The 15,808-nt window shown below is 73.7% G+C and carries 15 protein-coding genes; 11 read left to right on the top strand and 4 right to left on the bottom strand.

The features are described 5' to 3' along the window. The first annotated feature begins 107 nt into the window (after window positions 1-107). Window positions 108-1,076 carry an Acg family FMN-binding oxidoreductase gene (locus Afe05nite_RS16105; RefSeq protein ID WP_203817909.1) on the top strand — a complete coding sequence of 323 codons (969 nt, stop codon included), beginning with the start codon at window positions 108-110 and terminating at the stop codon, window positions 1,074-1,076. Here Afe05nite_RS16105 and Afe05nite_RS16100 read toward each other — a convergent pair. Both Afe05nite_RS16100 and Afe05nite_RS16095 read right to left on the bottom strand, forming a co-directional pair. Then, window positions 1,073-1,378, bottom strand: a complete 306-nt coding sequence (locus Afe05nite_RS16100; RefSeq protein ID WP_203817908.1) for a hypothetical protein — start codon at window positions 1,376-1,378, stop codon at window positions 1,073-1,075. The genes Afe05nite_RS16105 and Afe05nite_RS16100 overlap by 4 nt on opposite strands. Before the next feature lie 10 nt (window positions 1,379-1,388). Next, on the bottom strand, window positions 1,389-3,110 hold the full coding sequence (locus tag Afe05nite_RS16095; protein WP_239117858.1) for a substrate-binding domain-containing protein: 1,722 nt from the start codon (window positions 3,108-3,110) through the stop codon (window positions 1,389-1,391). Between the two features lie 69 nt (window positions 3,111-3,179). Between Afe05nite_RS16095 and Afe05nite_RS16090 the strand changes: the two genes are divergently transcribed. From Afe05nite_RS16090 to Afe05nite_RS16060, 7 genes are all read left to right on the top strand, one after another. Further along, window positions 3,180-4,010 carry a patatin-like phospholipase family protein gene (locus Afe05nite_RS16090; RefSeq protein ID WP_239117857.1) on the top strand — a complete coding sequence of 277 codons (831 nt, stop codon included), beginning with the start codon at window positions 3,180-3,182 and terminating at the stop codon, window positions 4,008-4,010. A 47-nt stretch (window positions 4,011-4,057) separates the two neighbouring features. Further along, window positions 4,058-4,921 carry an SEC-C domain-containing protein gene (locus Afe05nite_RS16085; protein ID WP_203817906.1) on the top strand — a complete coding sequence of 288 codons (864 nt, stop codon included), beginning with the start codon at window positions 4,058-4,060 and terminating at the stop codon, window positions 4,919-4,921. An 86-nt stretch (window positions 4,922-5,007) separates the two neighbouring features. Beyond that, the gene (locus Afe05nite_RS16080; RefSeq protein WP_203817905.1) at window positions 5,008-5,880 is read left to right on the top strand and encodes a hypothetical protein; all 873 of its coding nucleotides are present in this window, start codon (window positions 5,008-5,010) and stop codon (window positions 5,878-5,880) included. Beyond that, window positions 5,877-6,476, top strand: a complete 600-nt coding sequence (locus Afe05nite_RS16075) for a DUF4129 domain-containing protein (protein WP_203817904.1) — start codon at window positions 5,877-5,879, stop codon at window positions 6,474-6,476. Before Afe05nite_RS16080 ends, Afe05nite_RS16075 begins: the two co-directional genes overlap by 4 nt. After that, window positions 6,473-7,648, top strand: coding sequence for a DUF4350 domain-containing protein (locus tag Afe05nite_RS16070; protein WP_203817903.1), 1,176 nt, complete (start codon window positions 6,473-6,475; stop codon window positions 7,646-7,648). The genes Afe05nite_RS16075 and Afe05nite_RS16070 overlap by 4 nt, the downstream gene beginning before the upstream one ends. Next, window positions 7,645-8,607, top strand: a complete 963-nt coding sequence (locus tag Afe05nite_RS16065) for an AAA family ATPase (RefSeq protein WP_203817902.1) — start codon at window positions 7,645-7,647, stop codon at window positions 8,605-8,607. Before Afe05nite_RS16070 ends, Afe05nite_RS16065 begins: the two co-directional genes overlap by 4 nt. Beyond that, complete coding sequence (locus Afe05nite_RS16060) at window positions 8,604-9,920, top strand: DUF58 domain-containing protein (RefSeq protein ID WP_203817901.1); 1,317 nt, start codon at window positions 8,604-8,606, stop codon at window positions 9,918-9,920. Before Afe05nite_RS16065 ends, Afe05nite_RS16060 begins: the two co-directional genes overlap by 4 nt. A 389-nt stretch (window positions 9,921-10,309) precedes the next feature. Here Afe05nite_RS16060 and Afe05nite_RS16055 read toward each other — a convergent pair whose 3' ends face one another. After that, on the bottom strand, window positions 10,310-11,296 hold the full coding sequence (locus Afe05nite_RS16055; protein WP_239117856.1) for a stage II sporulation protein M: 987 nt from the start codon (window positions 11,294-11,296) through the stop codon (window positions 10,310-10,312). Window positions 11,297-11,340: 44 nt separating this feature from the next. Here Afe05nite_RS16055 and Afe05nite_RS16050 point away from each other — a divergent pair, with 44 nt between their 5' ends. Further along, on the top strand, window positions 11,341-12,186 hold the full coding sequence (locus Afe05nite_RS16050; protein WP_239117855.1) for an RDD family protein: 846 nt from the start codon (window positions 11,341-11,343) through the stop codon (window positions 12,184-12,186). Window positions 12,187-12,285: 99 nt separating this feature from the next. Then, complete coding sequence (locus tag Afe05nite_RS16045; RefSeq protein ID WP_239117869.1) at window positions 12,286-13,329, top strand: NAD(P)-dependent alcohol dehydrogenase; 1,044 nt, start codon at window positions 12,286-12,288, stop codon at window positions 13,327-13,329. A 345-nt stretch (window positions 13,330-13,674) separates the two neighbouring features. Here the strand turns inward: Afe05nite_RS16045 and Afe05nite_RS16040 are convergent, their stop codons facing one another. Further along, window positions 13,675-14,199: a VanW family protein gene (locus tag Afe05nite_RS16040; RefSeq protein ID WP_275407477.1), complete on the bottom strand. Its 525-nt coding sequence runs from the start codon at window positions 14,197-14,199 to the stop codon at window positions 13,675-13,677. Between the two features lie 44 nt (window positions 14,200-14,243). On the opposite strand from Afe05nite_RS16040, the gene Afe05nite_RS16035 reads away from it, so the two are divergent. Continuing rightward, a complete protein-coding gene (locus Afe05nite_RS16035; RefSeq protein WP_203817897.1) occupies window positions 14,244-14,894 on the top strand; it encodes a hypothetical protein in 651 nt (216 codons plus the stop codon). Window positions 14,895-15,808: the final 914 nt, after the last annotated feature.

The following is a 15,808-nucleotide window of genomic DNA, read 5'->3' as shown; positions in this document are numbered from 1 at the left end:
CCTTCGCAGCCAGGTGTTCGACACACCCAGGGCCGGAGGTCCCGGAACCGGAGCGGGCGCCGCGCGAGCCTGGTTAGATCGAGTGGGTGACTCAGGAGAGGAACGCCATGACCGCCGAGATCGACCGCCGTCCGGCCCTCCGGGATGCCGCGGACGCCGCCCGGTACGCCCCCTCCATCCACAACACCCAGCCCTGGAAGTGGACCGTTCATCCGGACCGGCTGGAGTTGCACGCGGTGACCGGCCGCCAGCTCGCGGTGCAGGACCCGGACGGGCACATGTTGCTGCTGAGCTGTGGTGCGGCCCTGCACCACGCCCGGGTCGCGCTGGCCGCGGCGGGCTGGCAGGTGCGGGTCGAGCGGCCCGCCGGCGACCCGCTCGCGGTGCTGCACGCCGACCGGCAGGGCGCCGCCGACCCCGCCGCCGTCGAGCTTTTCGAGCAGGTCAAGGCCAGACATACCGATCGGCGTACGGTCGGGGACACCCCGCTGGCCCCGGCGGTGCTCGACGACCTCGTCGCGGCCACCGAGCGCGCGGGGGCCCGGCTGCACCTGGTCGGCCGGGACCAGCTCATCGACCTCGCGGTGATCGTCGAACGGGCGCAGAAGACCGAGAGCGCCGACGAGCGCCTGCAGGAGGAGATCGCCGAGTGGGTCGGCGGGGAACGCTCCGGCGGCACCGGCATCCCGGCCGCCAACCTGCCCGCCGGCCTGCCGCTGACCACCGTGCAGGAGCGTGACTTCGGCACGGCCGGCACGCTCCCGGTGGGCGAGGGGCACGACTCGGCGGCGACCTACGCGGTTCTCTACGGCACCGGCGACGACCGCGTCGAGTGGTTGAGGGCGGGGGAGGCGCTCAACGCGCTCTGGGTGGCCGCGACCGCGCACGGCGCCGGGGTGTTGCCGCTGAGCAGCCCGATCGAGGTCGGTTACACCCGGCTCGAGCTGCGCCGCCTGATCGGCGACCTCGGCGCTCCCTATCTGGTGCTGCGTCTCGGCGTGCTCAACGAGGCGAGCACGAAGCCGTCGGGCACCCCGCGCCTGCCGGTCGACCAGGTCATCGACGAGGCACCCTAGCTGCCGGAGGTCATCCGGAGCAGGGCGTTGCCGCCGAGCATCAGCACGTCTGCCCCGGCGACCAGCGCCATGCTCAGGTGCAGGCGCCGGGCCGCCACCTCCGGCTCCGCCGAGCCGGTCATCCCGCGGCCGGCCAGGACAAGCGCGGCGAGCACGAGCGGGATGCCACCGATCAGCAGGAAACCGACCTGTCCCGGGGTGTCACCCCGCGCCACCAGCAGGGTCAGCATGGTGGCGGGGATGAGGCCGAAGAAGAGAACGGCCAGTCCGGCGTACCAACGAAGCGGGCGAAGCGGGTTCATCGCTGAGATCTTAGGCGCCCCGGCGGCTGGCGATCGCCTCGAGGAAGATCTCGCCGATCTTGGCCGGGTCGGTGGCGATGAAGACCCCGCCGGAACCGGCCGCCCTGGCGATCGACTCGAGCTCGTTGCGGTCGATGGCCGTGCCCATCCCGATAATGATCATGCGGACCGGGCGTCCGGGGTCGCGCGCCTTGGTCATCTTCGCCACCAGCTGCTCGATGGTCAGACCGCCGGGGTTGTCGTTGCGGCCGTCGGTGTAGATCACCACCGAGTTCGAGACGCCCGGCTGCCAGCCCTGCTGGACCCGCTCGTAGGCGGCGAGCGCGGTGTCGAACAGCCCGGTGTCGCCGCCGGCCCGCGGCACGATCCGGTCGATGGCGGCGAGCATGGCCGGCCGCTCGGTGGCGCACGGCGAGATCGGCAGGTTCTCGACCCACGGCCGGTTGCCCACCATGTCGGTGGAGAACGTCCAGTTGCCCACCGACCAGCGGTCGTCGAGCAGCGCCAGGCCCTGCCGCGCGACACCCTGGGTGAGCTGGGCCCGGGTCAGGCCACCGGCGGTCGGCACCTTCGCCTTCATCGACTCGGACACGTCGAAGACCGCGAGCATCCGGCCCGGCTGGGTGATCGCGGTCCAGCTGCCGAGCAGCTGGGCGATCGCCGCCGGATCCTTGGGCACCAGCGACGCGACGGCGGCGGGGGCGCCCGGCGGGGCCGCGAACCCGGCGCCGGGCTCCCCGGCCGCGCCGCGGACCCCGGCCTTGGCCAGCTCGTCGGTGAACTCGGTGCGGCGCAGCGCGGCCCGCAGCTCGACCGCCGCGCCGGCTTTCTGCGGGTCGACGCCCGGCATCACCGCGAACGGATAGTCGAGCACCACCGACGCCGGGTCCGGGTAGAGCGCGGCCAGCCGGGTCGGTGGCCCGCCCGCGTTGTAGGCGAGCACGTCCGCCTCGGACATCGGGGCGAGGCCCACCGTCGTACCGAACTTCTGCTCCAGGTCGGTGCGGATGCTGGAGCTGTTGGCCGCGAGCGCGCGCATCACCCCGACCTTGAGGGCGGCGTCGGTGCCGGCCGCGCCGGCCAGCGCGAGCAGGCCGGCGAGCCCGGCCGCGTCGCGCGCCGGATCGACGATCCCCGCGCGCAGGGCGCGATCGGTGGCGATCCGCCGGACGAGGTCCTTCATCCGCGGGGTACGGGCGGGCCAGCCGAGCGCCTTCGCCGCCGGTTCGGGCGCGGCCAGCACGAGCGGGCTGCGCGCGATCGAACCGAGGTCGGTGGGCTGGAACCCGGGTGCCTCGGAGGCGATCCGCACCAGCCAGGTGCTGGAGTCGGGAATCCACACGTCGACGTCCGGGTCGGGTTTGCCGGCGCCGACCCCGCCCAGGTTGACCCCGTGCCGGCCGCCGATGGCCGCGGCCGTGCCGGCCGGGTCGGTGGCGAGCACCGTCACGGCCACGCAGGTGCCCTCCTGGTTCGACCAGGCGGCGGCGGTGGCGCTGACGGCGGGGGCGATCTCGGCGGCGGCGGCGATCCGCAGCCTGCTCGTCGCCGGGCAGTCCGCACCGGACAGCTCCTGATAGCCGGCCCACGCCCCACCGGCGAGCACGGCGACGGAGAGCGCCGCGGCGGTGGCCACGAGGCCGGTGCGCTGAAGTTGACGATGGCGTCCGGGCACCGACCCATCCTGGTCGGTGCCGGCGCGGTTGACCACGACCGAACGGCTGATATTCACACCGGTACTGCAAATATATAGGCCTCGATGGAGCGGGACGGCGACCGGCATCGCGCATAGCATTCGCACGTGGCAGGACGGGTCGCGTTGGCGTTGGGGTCCGGTGGGGCGCGCGGATTCGCGCACATCGGCGTGATCGAGGTGCTCGCCGAGCGGGGCTTCGAGGTCGCGGCGGTCGCCGGTTCCTCGATGGGCGCGCTGGTCGGCGGGGTGACCGCGGCCGGGCGGCTGGCCGAGTTCACCGAGTGGGCGGTCGGGCTCAAGCAGCGAGACGTGCTGTTCCTGCTCGATCCGAAGTGGGCGCTGCCGGGGGTGCTGGCGGCCGACCGGCTGATCGACCACCTGGACGGCTTCCTCGCCGAGGCGATGATCGAGGAACTGCCCGTTCCGTACACCGCGGTGGCCACCGACATCACCAGCCGGCGCGAGGTGTGGTTCCAGAAAGGGCTGCTGCGATCGGCGATCCGGGCCTCGATCGCCATCCCTGGGCTGATCACGCCGGTGGTGGCGGACGGCCGGGTGCTGGCCGACGGTGGCCTGCTCAACCCGGTGCCGATCGAGCCGACCGCGGCGGTGCCGACCGATCTCACCGTGGCGGTGTCGCTTGTCGGGCGCCGACCCGGGCACGAGTCCGCCGCACCGATCCGCACCGTCGCGCACCGCCGGCTGCGCCGCAGGAAGGCGGAGGCCGAGCTGCGCCTCAGCGACGTGCTGGTCAGCTCGCTCGACGCGATGCAGGACATGATCGCCCGCTACCGGATGGCCGGACTGCCGCCGGACGTGCACATCTCGGTGCCGGTGACCGCGTGCGGGGCGCTGGAGTTCCACCGGGCGGGGGAGATGGTCGCGCTCGGCCGGGAGCTGGCCGCCCGGGCGCTCGACGACGCGGGCATCGGATGAGATCCAGATCAACGGTTGCCGGGGGGTGACCGCAGTACTGTGACGGCGTGCCGTTGAAAACCGAACTCACCAGGGCCGATCTCACCGAGATCCGGCGTTCCGCGCTGGGCGCGGCCGACCCGCTGGGCGTCGCGGCCGAGCTCGCCGACGCCGTCGATGCCAAACACCTCGCCGACGAGCAGGAGGCGGGCTACGCGTTCGCCCTCGCCGCCGAGATCGCCGAGAGCCGTGGCAAGCTCGACGCCGCGCTTCGTTACGCCGACCGCGCCGTCGAGGCCAACGGCGACCGGGACGACAGCGAGGCCGGTGCCGCCCGCGCGCTGCGGGCCCGCGTCCTGTTCCGGGTCGGTCGCGCCGACGAGGCGATGGCCGAGCTGGAGGCGCTGCGCCCGCTGCTCACCCAGCACGCCGACGCCGCCGCCTACATCGGTGCCGGCCTCGCCGTCGGCGGCCGCAACCAGGTGGCCGAGCAGTGGCTGACCGAGGCGGTCAAGGAGACGCTCGGCACCCGCGACGGGGAGCCGCGCGACGCCGACGACGCCGGGCTGCTCTTCTTCCTGCTCCAGCAACGGCACCGGCTGCGGCACGTGCTCGGGCTGCCGCACGACTCGCACGACAACCTGGCCGAACGGCTCGAGACCCGGCTGGCCGACACCGCCGAGCAGCCCGCCCTCGCCGATCTCGTGTTCTACCCGCGGGCCGAGTTCGACGAGGCGAAGGCGTCCCGGCCGGAGCTCGGCGAGAACTGGGACGAGCACCGCGCCGTCCTGGAGAAGGGCGCGGTGGCCGGACGGGAGCTGCACACCGCCTCGGGCGCGCGGATCAGCTGGCCGCCGGAGCGCAACGCGGCCTGCTGGTGCGGTTCCGGCCTCAAATACAAGAAGTGCTGCCTGCCGCGCTCGCGCGGCTGAGCCGGCGGGCGAACCCGCCGGCCCGGCGGCCCCGATCGAGGCCGCCGGGCAGCGCCGGCGCCCGGTGATCTTCTATGCTGCCCGCCATGCGGGGAGACGGGGGATCGAGCCGGGCGCCGGCTGTCCTGCCGTTACGCGTGACGACCGTGGGCGAGTCGCTGGACTGCGCGGTCGTGCTGTTGCGACAGCGTGCCGTGCCGCTGCTCGTCGTCTCGGCGGTGCTGGCAGCGGGGGAGCAGTGGCTGCTCGGCGTGCTGCGCGCGGGGGCCGGCCTCCTCCCGCCCTACTACGAACCACACGCCCGACTCCACCAATGGGGTGACTGGTGGCAGATCCTCGCCACCGGGTTCGCCCTCGAGGTCGGCATCGTCGCGGTGCTCGGCGCCTACGCCGGCGCGGCCGCCGGGCCCGCCCTGCTCGGCCGGCCGGCCGGGGGCTGGTCGCTGTGGCGGCGCGCCCGGCTCGGCCGCACCCTGCCGGTGGCGCTGCTGCTGGCCGTCGCCGCCTGGCCGCTCGCCTGGGGCGGCGTGGTCGGGCTGCTCGCACTGTGCGCGCTGTTCGGCCTCGCCACCCCGATCCTGGCGATGGAGCGGACCGGCAACCCGCTGCGGGCGCTCGGCCGCTCCGCCGCGCTGTCCGTGCGGGGTGGCCTGCGGGTCGCCCGGGTCCGCTTCCTCGGCTACCTGACCTGGCTGGCGATCCGGTTCGCCCTCGGCGCCGCGTGGCTCGCGGTCGCCGACACCGTCCTCGGCCTCGCCGGCGCCGGTTCCGGGTGGGTGCGGTGGGCGACCCCGGTCGCGTGGGGCCTCGCCAACACGGTCGCCTACGCGGCGCTGGCCTGCCTCGACGCGGTGCTGCTGGTGGAGTCGCGGATCCGCACCGAAGGGCTGGACATCGGGGTGCGCCGGAGCCGGGCGCGTGGCGAGGACGAGACGGCGATGCTGGGGGCCGGTCGATGACCCGCGCGTACGACGAGTTCGTGGCCGCCGTGTTCGAGCGGGTCGGTGCGGGGACCGTACTCCTGCTGCTCCTTCTCCTGACCGCGCTGATCGCCGCCCTGTGGTACTGGTTCCCGGCCTGGGTCCCGCGGCGGATGCCGCGTCTGCGTTTTCCCCGCCTGCGGTTCCGGTGGCCGCGGTGGCGGTTCCCGAAGGTCAGGCTGCCGCGCCGGCGCCGCTCGCCGGACAAGCCCGACCCGGCACCCGCCGACCTCGGGGACGACGACCTGGTGCAGCCGGACGCGGCGGTCGACCCGACGCTTGCCGACCGGCTCGCCGCCGAGGGCCGGTACGCCGAGGCGATCCGCCAGCGGCTGCGGGACACCGTGACCGACCTGACCCGGGCCGGGGTGATCGCGCCGGTGCCGGGCAGCACCGCGGACGAGATCAGCCGCGCCGCCGCGGCCCGGCAGCCGGTCATCGGCGGACCGCTGAGCGGAGCCACCGAGATCTTCTCCGAGATCTGGTACGGCCGGCGGGAGGCGTCACCCGGCCACGACGAGCGGATGCGGGCGCTGACCACCGAGGTCCGGGCGACCCTGGGACGGCCGTCATGAGGAGCCGGCGGTGGCTGCGCGCGGCCGTACCCTTCGCCGCCCTTCTCGCCCTGATCACCGGGACCCTGATCGTGCACGCGATCGAGTCGCCCGACCCCGGCGACGACGCCTACCTCTCCCCGGTCAGCGACGCAGGCATCGGCTCCGCCACCCTCGCCGGACGGCTGCGCGGGCAGGGCGTGACCGTCACCCGGGTGACCAGCTCCGACGACGCGCTCACCGCGCTGCGCGGCGGTTCCGGCACGCTGCTCGTCACCACCCCCGGACTGGTCGACACGGACAAACTCGACTCCGTCCCGGCCGGCACCCGGATCGTCCTGGTCGCCCCCGACCGGGCGGCGCTGACCCGCTCGGACTGGCCGATCGCCGTGCGGTCGGACCGCTGGGCGCCGGCCACCGCCGACCCCGGCTGCGCCGACGCCACCGCGACCGCCGCCGGCCCGGCCGCCGTCCGCGACCTCACCTACATGCCGGACGACGGCAGCTGCTACGACGGCGCCCTGATCACCGTCGCGTCGGGCGCAGCCACCGTGACCGTCGTCGGCGCCGCCGACCCGTTCCGCAACGACCGGATCGCCGAACACGGCAACGCCGCCCTGGCCACCGGCCTGCTCAGCGCCACCAAGCAGCTGGTCTGGCTCGACGTGCACGAGCGTGAGAAGCCGCCGGCTCCGCCGTCGCGGCCGCCCACCACCCGGCCGACCCTGCCGCCCCAGCAGGACGGCGGTGGCCGGTCCGACGCCGGCCGCGCCAACCCGCTGGCCGACGCGTTCCCGGCCGCGCTGTGGGCCACCCTCGCCCTGCTGGCCCTCGCCCTGCTGGCGCTGGCCGGCGCGGCCGCCCGCCGGCTCGGCACCCCGGTGCCCGAGCCGCTGCCGTCCCGGGTGCCGGCGTTCGAGACGGTGCTCGGCCACGCCCGCCTCTATCAGCGCGCCGGGGCCCGCGGCGAGTCCCTCGACCTCCTGCGCGCGGCCGCGACGCGCCGGATCGCCGACCATCTCGGCCTGCCGCCCGGCGCGGGCGTCGACGACATCGCCGCCGCCACCGGCTACCCCTCGGCGGACATCTACCAGATCCTCGGCCCCGGCCACCCGGACGACGACGACGAGCTGGTCGCCGCGGCCGCCGCCGTGCAAGCCCTGGAACGTGCGATCAAAGGAGAGCAGCCGTGACCACCGACGCCCATGAAGCCCGCCTCGCGCTGGGCCGGCTGCGCACCGAGGTCGGCAAGGCCGTCGTCGGCCAGGACGCGGTGATCGGCGGGGTGCTCGTCGCCCTGCTCTGCGGCGGCCACGTGCTGCTCGAGGGTGTGCCCGGGGTGGCCAAGACGCTGCTGGTCCGGGCCCTCGCCGCCGCCCTCGACCTGGACACCAGACGGGTGCAGTTCACCCCCGACCTGATGCCCGGCGACGTCACCGGCTCGCTGGTGCACGACGCCCGGACCGCCGCCTTCAACTTCCGCCCCGGCCCGGTCTTCACCAACCTGCTGCTCGCCGACGAGATCAACCGCACGCCCCCGAAGACCCAGGCGGCACTGCTCGAGGCGATGGAGGAACGACAGGTGAGCGTGGACGGCACGCCCCGCCCGCTGCCGGTGCCGTTCCTGGTCGCCGCCACCCAGAACCCGATCGAGTACGAGGGCACCTACCCGCTGCCCGAGGCCCAGCTCGACCGGTTCCTGCTGAAACTGAGCGTCCCGCTGCCCGAACGCGACGCCGAGCTGAACGTGTTGCGCGCCCACCACCGCGGCTTCGACCCCCGCGACCTCAAGGCGGCCGGTATCACCCCCGTCGCCGGGGCCGCCGACCTGGCCGCGGGCAAGGCCGCGGTGCAACGCGTCGAGGTCACCGAACCGGTCCTGGCCTACATCGTGGACCTGTGCCGGGCCACCCGCGTCGCCCCCGCCCTGGAACTGGGCGCCTCCCCGCGCGGCGCGACCGCCCTGCTCGCCACGTCCAAGGCGTTCGCCTGGCTGTCCGGCCGTGACTACGTGGTGCCCGACGACGTGAAGGGCTACGTCCTCGCCACCCTGCGCCACCGCGTCCGGCTGCGCGCCGACGCCGAACTCGACGGCGTCACCGTCGAGTCGGTGCTCGGCGCGGTCCTGGCCTCGGTGCCGGCGCCGCGATGATCACTCGGCGGTTCGCCGCGCTGCTCGCCGTGGGCCTGCCGCTGCCCGCGCTGCTGCCGGCCCCGTGGCTCGCGGCGGGCGGCGTCGTCGGCGTCGTCGTGCTGCTCGCGCTGATCGACCTGGCCGCGGCCGGCCCGCTGACCGGCCTGCGGCTGCGCCGCGCCGGCGACCGCCAGGTGTGGCTCGGGCAGACCGCGACGGTCACCCTCACCGTCACCAACACCGCGGACCGGGAGGTACGCCTGCGGCTGCGCGACAGCTGGGTCCCGTCGGCCGGGGCCACGCCCCTCTCGCACGACGCCGTGCTCCCGCCCGACACCTCGCACGACCTCAGCACCACCCTGGTCCCGACCCGCCACGGCGACCGGCCGGCCGTCCGGGTGACCCTGCGCTCCCTCGGCCCGCTCGGGCTCGCCTACCGGCAGCGCCGCCGCACCTTCGACGACCAGCTCACGCCCGCCTGGAACCTGCGCGTGCTGCCTCGCTTCCCGTCCCGGCGGATCCTGCCCGAGAAACTGTCCCGCATCCGGGTCCTCGACGGTGCCGTGGTCACCCGCGGCCGTGGCCACGGCACCGAGTTCGACGTGCTCCGCGAATATGTGATCGGCGACGACGTACGCTCCATCGACTGGCGCGCCAGCGCCCGCCACCACGACGTGGTCGTGCGAACCTGGCGCCCGGAACGCGACCGCCGGGTCCTCTGCGTGCTCGACACCGGCCGCACCTCGGCCGCCCGGATCGGCGACGTGCCCCGCCTGGACGCCGCCATCGACGCCGCCCTGCTGCTGTCGGTGCTGGCCACCCGGGCCGGCGACCGCGTCGACCTGCTCGGCCTGGACAGCGAGGTGCGGGTCCGGGCCGGCGGCGGCAGCCACCACACCCAGCTGCCCCTCGTGATCGACGGGATGGCCTCCCTGCAGCCGGCCCTGGCCGAGACCGACTTCTCGCTGCTGGCCCGCGAACTGCTACGCCGGGACCGGAAACGATCCTTGGTGGTCATCTTCACCGCCCTCGACATCGCCCCCATGCTCGAAGGCCTGCTGCCGGTCCTGCCCCGCTTGGCCGCCCGCCACAAGGTGCTCGTGGCCAGCGTCCGAGACCCCCAACTGGCCCACCTGACCGCCCTGCCACCCCGGCCCACCGCCACCGACGTGCACACCGCCGCCGCCGTCGAGCGGGTCCTCACCCAGCGCGACCGCCTGCGCGAACTGCTGACCCGCTCCGGCGCCACCGTGATCGACGCCGACCTGCCCGACTTCGCCGGCCGCGTCAGCGACGTGTACCTGCTGCTCAAGGCAGCCGGCCGCCTCTAGACCTCGGTCCGCCGCCGGCGCCGCCCCGGCCGCCCGCGCCGCGCGAGACCACAACTTCAGCGAAGGTGCGGTCTCGCGCGCGGAAGCTCCGCGTCTACGCCTTCGTAGCAGCAGGGTGGCCGCCCTTTTTCGGGACGGAGGGCGCTCCACGGCCGGGTCGCGGGGACCGATCTGCTGGGAAAGTACTTCTCGGCCATATGCGACGTCACTCCGTTGAGCCCGCCCTCCGCCGAGGGCCCTCTTTCCTCGGCGAAGGGGTCTCCGCCGCCGGCTGAGACCCCGCTTTTCTCGAAAGAGGGGGCACTCGAGCGCTTGTCCTCTCCAAGGCGACCCGCTCGCCGCGTCGAGGGCGGCCGGGCGGGTGGGAAAGGGCGGGCGCGACGGGCGGGTCAGGCGGTGGGGACGTCGGCGTCGTCGCGGGTCGGCGGGCGGCGGGCGTCGGCCACTTTGCCCCAGCTCAGCGCGTACGCAAGGAAGGCCAGCCAGACCGCGGCGCCGATGCCCACGCGGAACGGCGCCGGCAGCGGCGACGGGGTTATGAAGGCCTCGAGCAGGCCGGCGACGGCGAGGGCGACCACCAGGCCGACGGCGATCACCATGCCTTCGCGGACCCACGCCACCAAGGACTCGCGGCGGGTGCGCAAGGGGCCGGGGGCGATCCAGGCCCAGCCGAGGCGCAGGCCCACGCCGGCGCCGATGAACAGGCAGGTCAGCTCGAGCAGGCCGTGCGGGGCGAGGTAGGTCAGGAGGGTGTCGGTGGCGCCGTCGCGGACCATGGCGCCGCCGACCACGCCGGTGTTGAGCAGGTTGCCGGCGAGGAGGTAGATCACCGGCAGGATCAGTACGCCGGAGGCGAGGCACTGGGCGGTCAGGACGGCGTTGTTGGTCCACACCTCGAGGGCGAAGTTCTGCGCCCGGTATTCGCTGTAGTAGCCGACGAACTCCTTGTCGACCAGCTCCCGCATCTGGTCCTCGGAGAGGAACGCGTTGAGGGCGGCGGGCTCGTTCGACAGGTACCAGACCAGGGCCACCCCGGCCGCGACCATCAGCAGCGCGAGGATCCCCCACCAGCGGCGTGTCCGATAAAGAGCACCCGGCAGGCCGTACGCGAAGAAGTCCTTCACCGGTTGCCAGGAGAAGTGGCCGCTGCGCCGGGTGACCGCCGCCCGCCCGGTCAGCACCAGCTGCGACAGGTCGGCCAGCAGCACCGGGTCGGTGTGGCGGCCGCGCAGGGCGGACAAGTGGGTGGACGCCCGCTGGTAGAGCAGGACCAGTTCGTCGGCCTCGGCCGCGGTCAGTTTCGACCGCCTGGCCAGCATGCGCAGCCGCTGCCATTCGCCACCGCGCTCGGCGATGTACGCGTCGAGATCGATCACCCCGCTGCCCCCCTGTCGAGCGCAGCTTAGTGGAGACTGTCCGGGTGAACGTGCCCTCCACTGGCCTGGTGACCGCCGAGGCGGTCGCTCTGGACGTGCGCCCGGCCCGGCTCGGGTCCCGCGCGGTGGCCCTGCTGATCGACATCGTGCTCGAGGTCGTGCTCGCCGGCATCCTGCTGATCCTGCTGCTGGTGGTCCTGCCGCTGCTGCCCGGTGACCTGGTCGACTCGGCCCTGTTCGAGGCGCTGCGGATCATCCTGTTCGCGGTGGTGCTGCTGGCGTACCCGATGATCGTCGAGACCTGGACGAACGGCCGGAGCGCGGGCAAGGCGGCGATGGGCCTGCGGGTGATCCGCGAGGACGGCGGGCCGATCCGGTTGCGGCACGCGTTCACCCGTTCGCTGGTCGGCTTCGCGGTGGAGTGGCCGGGCCTGCTCCTGCCGTTCCTGACCTGGGCCGGGAGCCTGACCACGATGATCGCCTCGGAGCGCGGCCGCCGGCTCGGTGACCTGGCCGCGGGCACGCTGGTGATCCACGAGCGGCGCCCGGTCGAGCCGCGGCCGCTGCCCGGCACCCCGATGGACCTGGCCCGCTGGGCGGCGGCGGCCGACCTGTCGGCGATCGACGAGGAGTTGGCCGGGGCCGTCGGTCAGTTCCTGACCCGGGCGCCCCGGTTCAGCGAACCGCAGGCCGGATCATTGCACCGCATGCTGTACGCCGAGGTGGCCGCCCGGGTGGCCCCGCCCCCGCCGCCCGGCGCCCCGCCCTGGCTGGTCCTGTCGGCCGTCCTGGCCGAGCGCCGCCGCCGGTCGACGGCCCGGCTGGTGGCCGACCGGGTGCTGACCGACCGGTTGCTGCCCGGGTTCGGCCGGCCGGTGATCCGCCGCTGAGCGACCCTGGCGGTGATGTTTTCCGGGCGGTTGGTTCCGATCGCCGCTGAGCGGGCAAACTGGGGAAGCAAAGATCACCAGCTGTCCCCGGAGGAAATCATTCTCACCGTCAACGCTGTCGCGGCGACCTCGGCCACCGATCCGCTCGTGCGCACCACAGTCGAGCGCCGGGATGTCGGGCCGCGCGACGTCCTGATCGAGATCCGGTACGCCGGGATCTGCCACTCCGACATCCACACCGTGCGGGGAGAATGGGGGAAAGTCCCCTACCCCCTGACGGTCGGCCACGAAATCGTCGGAGTCGTCACCGAGGTAGGCGCCTCGGTGACCCGGCACCAGACAGGCGACCGGGTGGGTGTCGGCTGCATGGTCAACTCGTGCCGGGAGTGCGACAACTGCAAGGCCGGCCAGGAGCAGTACTGCCTGACGGGCAACACCGGAACGTACGCCTCGGTCGACCGGGACGGCACGGTCACGCAGGGTGGTTATTCGACGCACGTGGTCGTGGACGAGGACTTCGTGCTGCGGGTGCCGGAGTCGATCCCGTACGAGAAGGCCGCTCCGCTGCTGTGTGCGGGGATCACGACGTACTCTCCGCTCTCGCACTGGAAAGCGGGTCCGGGCACCAAGGTCGCGGTGGTCGGCATGGGCGGCCTCGGGCACATGGCCGTCAAGATCGCCGCGGCGATGGGCGCCGACGTGACGGTGCTGTCGCAGACGCTCAGCAAGAAGGACGACGGACTCGCCTTCGGTGCCGAGAGCTACTACGCGACCAGTGACAAGGAGACGTTCAAGACCCTGGCGAACACCTTCGACCTGATCGTCAACACGGTGAGCGCCCCCATCGACATGGCCGCCTACCTGGGCATGCTGCGCCTCGACGGCACCTTCGTCAGCGTGGGCGCGCCGCCCGAGCCGCTGCCGGTGCAGGTGTTCTCGCTGTTCAACAACCGGCGCTCGTTCGCCGGCTCGAGCATCGGCGGCATCGCGGAGACCCAGGAGATGCTCGACTTCTGCGCCGAGCGCGGCATCGCTTCGGAGGTCGAGGTCATCACCGCCGACCAGGTCGACGAGGCCTACGAGCGGGTGCTGAAGTCCGACGTGCGCTACCGCTTCGTCATCGACATCGACACCCTGCGCTGACCCGCCCGATCTGAGGCCGGCGCGATCCACCGCCGGCCTCAGGCCGAGTCCCTTTTCCGGCGCGCGCCGGCCGGCCTGGGATACCGCTCGATCGGCCGACCGCCGAAGTCATCGCGGGGCAGCGTGACCTACGCGGAGATGGGCCGTCAGTCTCGTCGAGGGCGCGCTGCGCATCGGCGGTCTCGTCGTCCTGATCGGTGGAGCGCTGCTGGTGCGCTCCCGGCTGGGTGCCGTGACCGGTCGCCCCGACCTCGGCGCCCGGCCGGAACTGATCACCGGCGACGACTGGGACGCGAGCACGTGAGACCCGGAGGTCCTGTGCGACATCGACCGCCGCCGGGGCGCTCAGTCCAGTCCGGTGTAGGTCCAGCGCAACGTGTTCGTGCCGGTCTTCCTGCCGTCGTCGTACACGGTCCGGGTCACCCGGATGCGGAAGCCGCCGTCCGCACCGCTCGCACTGCGCGGCCCGGTCTCCGAGACGACCTTGCGGTTGCCGGTGCTGCCGTAGAGCGCGACCGTCACCGACGTGCCGGTGGTCGCGACCCGGATCACCACCGGCGCGTCGGTGTCGTTGCGGATGACCTGGTCGATGTTGCCCCAGTCGAGCGTCGCCTCGCGGCCGGGCGGGTACCGCGAGATGTACTTGCTGTGCGGCTGGTGCTCCAGGATCGGCAGCCCCGCGAACCACGCCGAGTTGAACAGTGTGGTCGAGAACTGCGAGATCCCGCCGCCGAGCTGATCCTCGAGCTCGCCGCCGACGATGGCCGGCGCGGCGACGAAGCCGCGCTCCCGGGTGCGTTCGCCGACCTTCTCGTTGAGCGAGAACTTGGTGCCGGGCGCGATCACGGCGCCGTCCACGATCTTCGCGATCAGGTGGATATTTGGTCACCCGCGGCGCACAACATGGATGGTACGTGGTGAATGTCCCGATCAGCTGGTCCACCCCGGCCAGCGCGCCACCCGGCTTCGACGTCGTACCCTCCAAGGTCACCGCCGCCTGCCCGGACGCCACCGCCGCCACCAGCGCGGGTCCCGCCGTCCCGGCGTCGATCGCCCACCCGGCCTTACCCTCGCTCCGCGTGACGCCCGCGGTCGAGGCAGTGAACGACGTGTCCCCCTTGGCCTCGAGGCGGGGGACCGGCGTGGCCAGCTTCACCACAGTGTCGGAAGCCGCCCGCTGGTGTGCCGCCAGCGCTGCCGCGAGCTTCGCGTCATCAGTCGCGATGACCGCTTTCGATCCTCCGTCGAAGGCCGCCCGAACCGTCGCGTCGACATCGAGCGTCAGGCCCGCCTCGGCCGGTACCAGAGCGAACGTGGCGTCGGCCCCGCGCACGGTCACGTTCATCGGTTGCTCCACCCGGGCCCGCACCGCCCCGGAAACCGCCGCCCGCACCTGCTTCTCGTCCATCCCGCCGACCGCCACCCCGGCGATGCTGCGCCCCGCCGGGGTCGACGCCGGCCGCCGCGCCATCTGCACCGCCACCACAGCCCCCACCGCGACCACCACGACGGCAAGGATCAGGAGCATCAGTTTCCCGTACGGCCGGCGCCGCGCAACCGGGTAAATGCCGCTAATGGGTCGACTCCGTACGCTAGATGCTTGACGATTCAATGAATCATGCCATCCGTCGACGTCCCCGCCCCACCCCTGCGTCCCCCATCACAGCCCGCCCTGGGCCTGCCCTGGGTCCGCCCTGGGCCCGCCCTTCGCCCTCGCCCGGGGGAGCGCCGGCGGGTGCGACGCCGGCTCGGCCGTGGCGGCGCCGGCCAGGTTTGGCGCGGCACGCGAGGTGTTGCCAGGCGCACGGGCGACCGCAGGTCTGGCGAGGCCCGCGGCCAGGCCTGGCGAGGCCCGCGCCGGCCAGGTCTGGCGAGGCCCGCGCCGGCCAGGTTTGGCGAGGCCCGCGCCGGCCAGGTTTGGCGCGGCGCGCGAGGGGCTGGTGTGGGGCGGCGCGCGAAGGGCTGGTGTGGCGCGCGGTACGCGAGGGCCCGGTCGGGTGCGGCGCGGGGGCTGGCGTGGCGCAACGGGCAGCTGTCGATCTCCGTGGCGCGGTGATCCTGGGGTTGCCGGACCTTTGTGGCGGGCGCGCCGGAGGGCTTGACCCATGGCCGGATGCAAGAGCGCCGGGATCGGGCCACGGCGGGCCCGAGTCAGCGCATTTTGCTTGAAGAAGGGGTCTGGCGGGCGCGGCTTGGCCGATCATGGCGACTCGGTCCGCCTCGGGAGCCTCAGATCGCCGAGAATCCAGCGCCGGACGCGGCCCGGCAGGAGGGGAAATGACCTTTTCGTGGCGAATCGCGGCGTGCACATGAAGCCGGAGAACGCGGCGCGGCCGTCTCGGGAGCCCGACCCTCTCCGACAGCACCGGCACCGGCACCGGCACCAGCACCGGCACCGGCACCAGCACCGGCACCGGCACCGGCACCGGCACCGGCACCGGCAGGGGCGGCGGCAGGGGCGGCGGCAGGGGCAGGGGCA

This window comes from Paractinoplanes ferrugineus (assembly GCF_016862195.1).
In the GTDB taxonomy this organism is placed as follows: Bacteria; Actinomycetota; Actinomycetes; order Mycobacteriales; family Micromonosporaceae; genus Actinoplanes; species Actinoplanes ferrugineus.
Note: the sequence above shows the minus strand (reverse complement) of the source record. Positions and strands in the feature narration are given on the sequence as shown.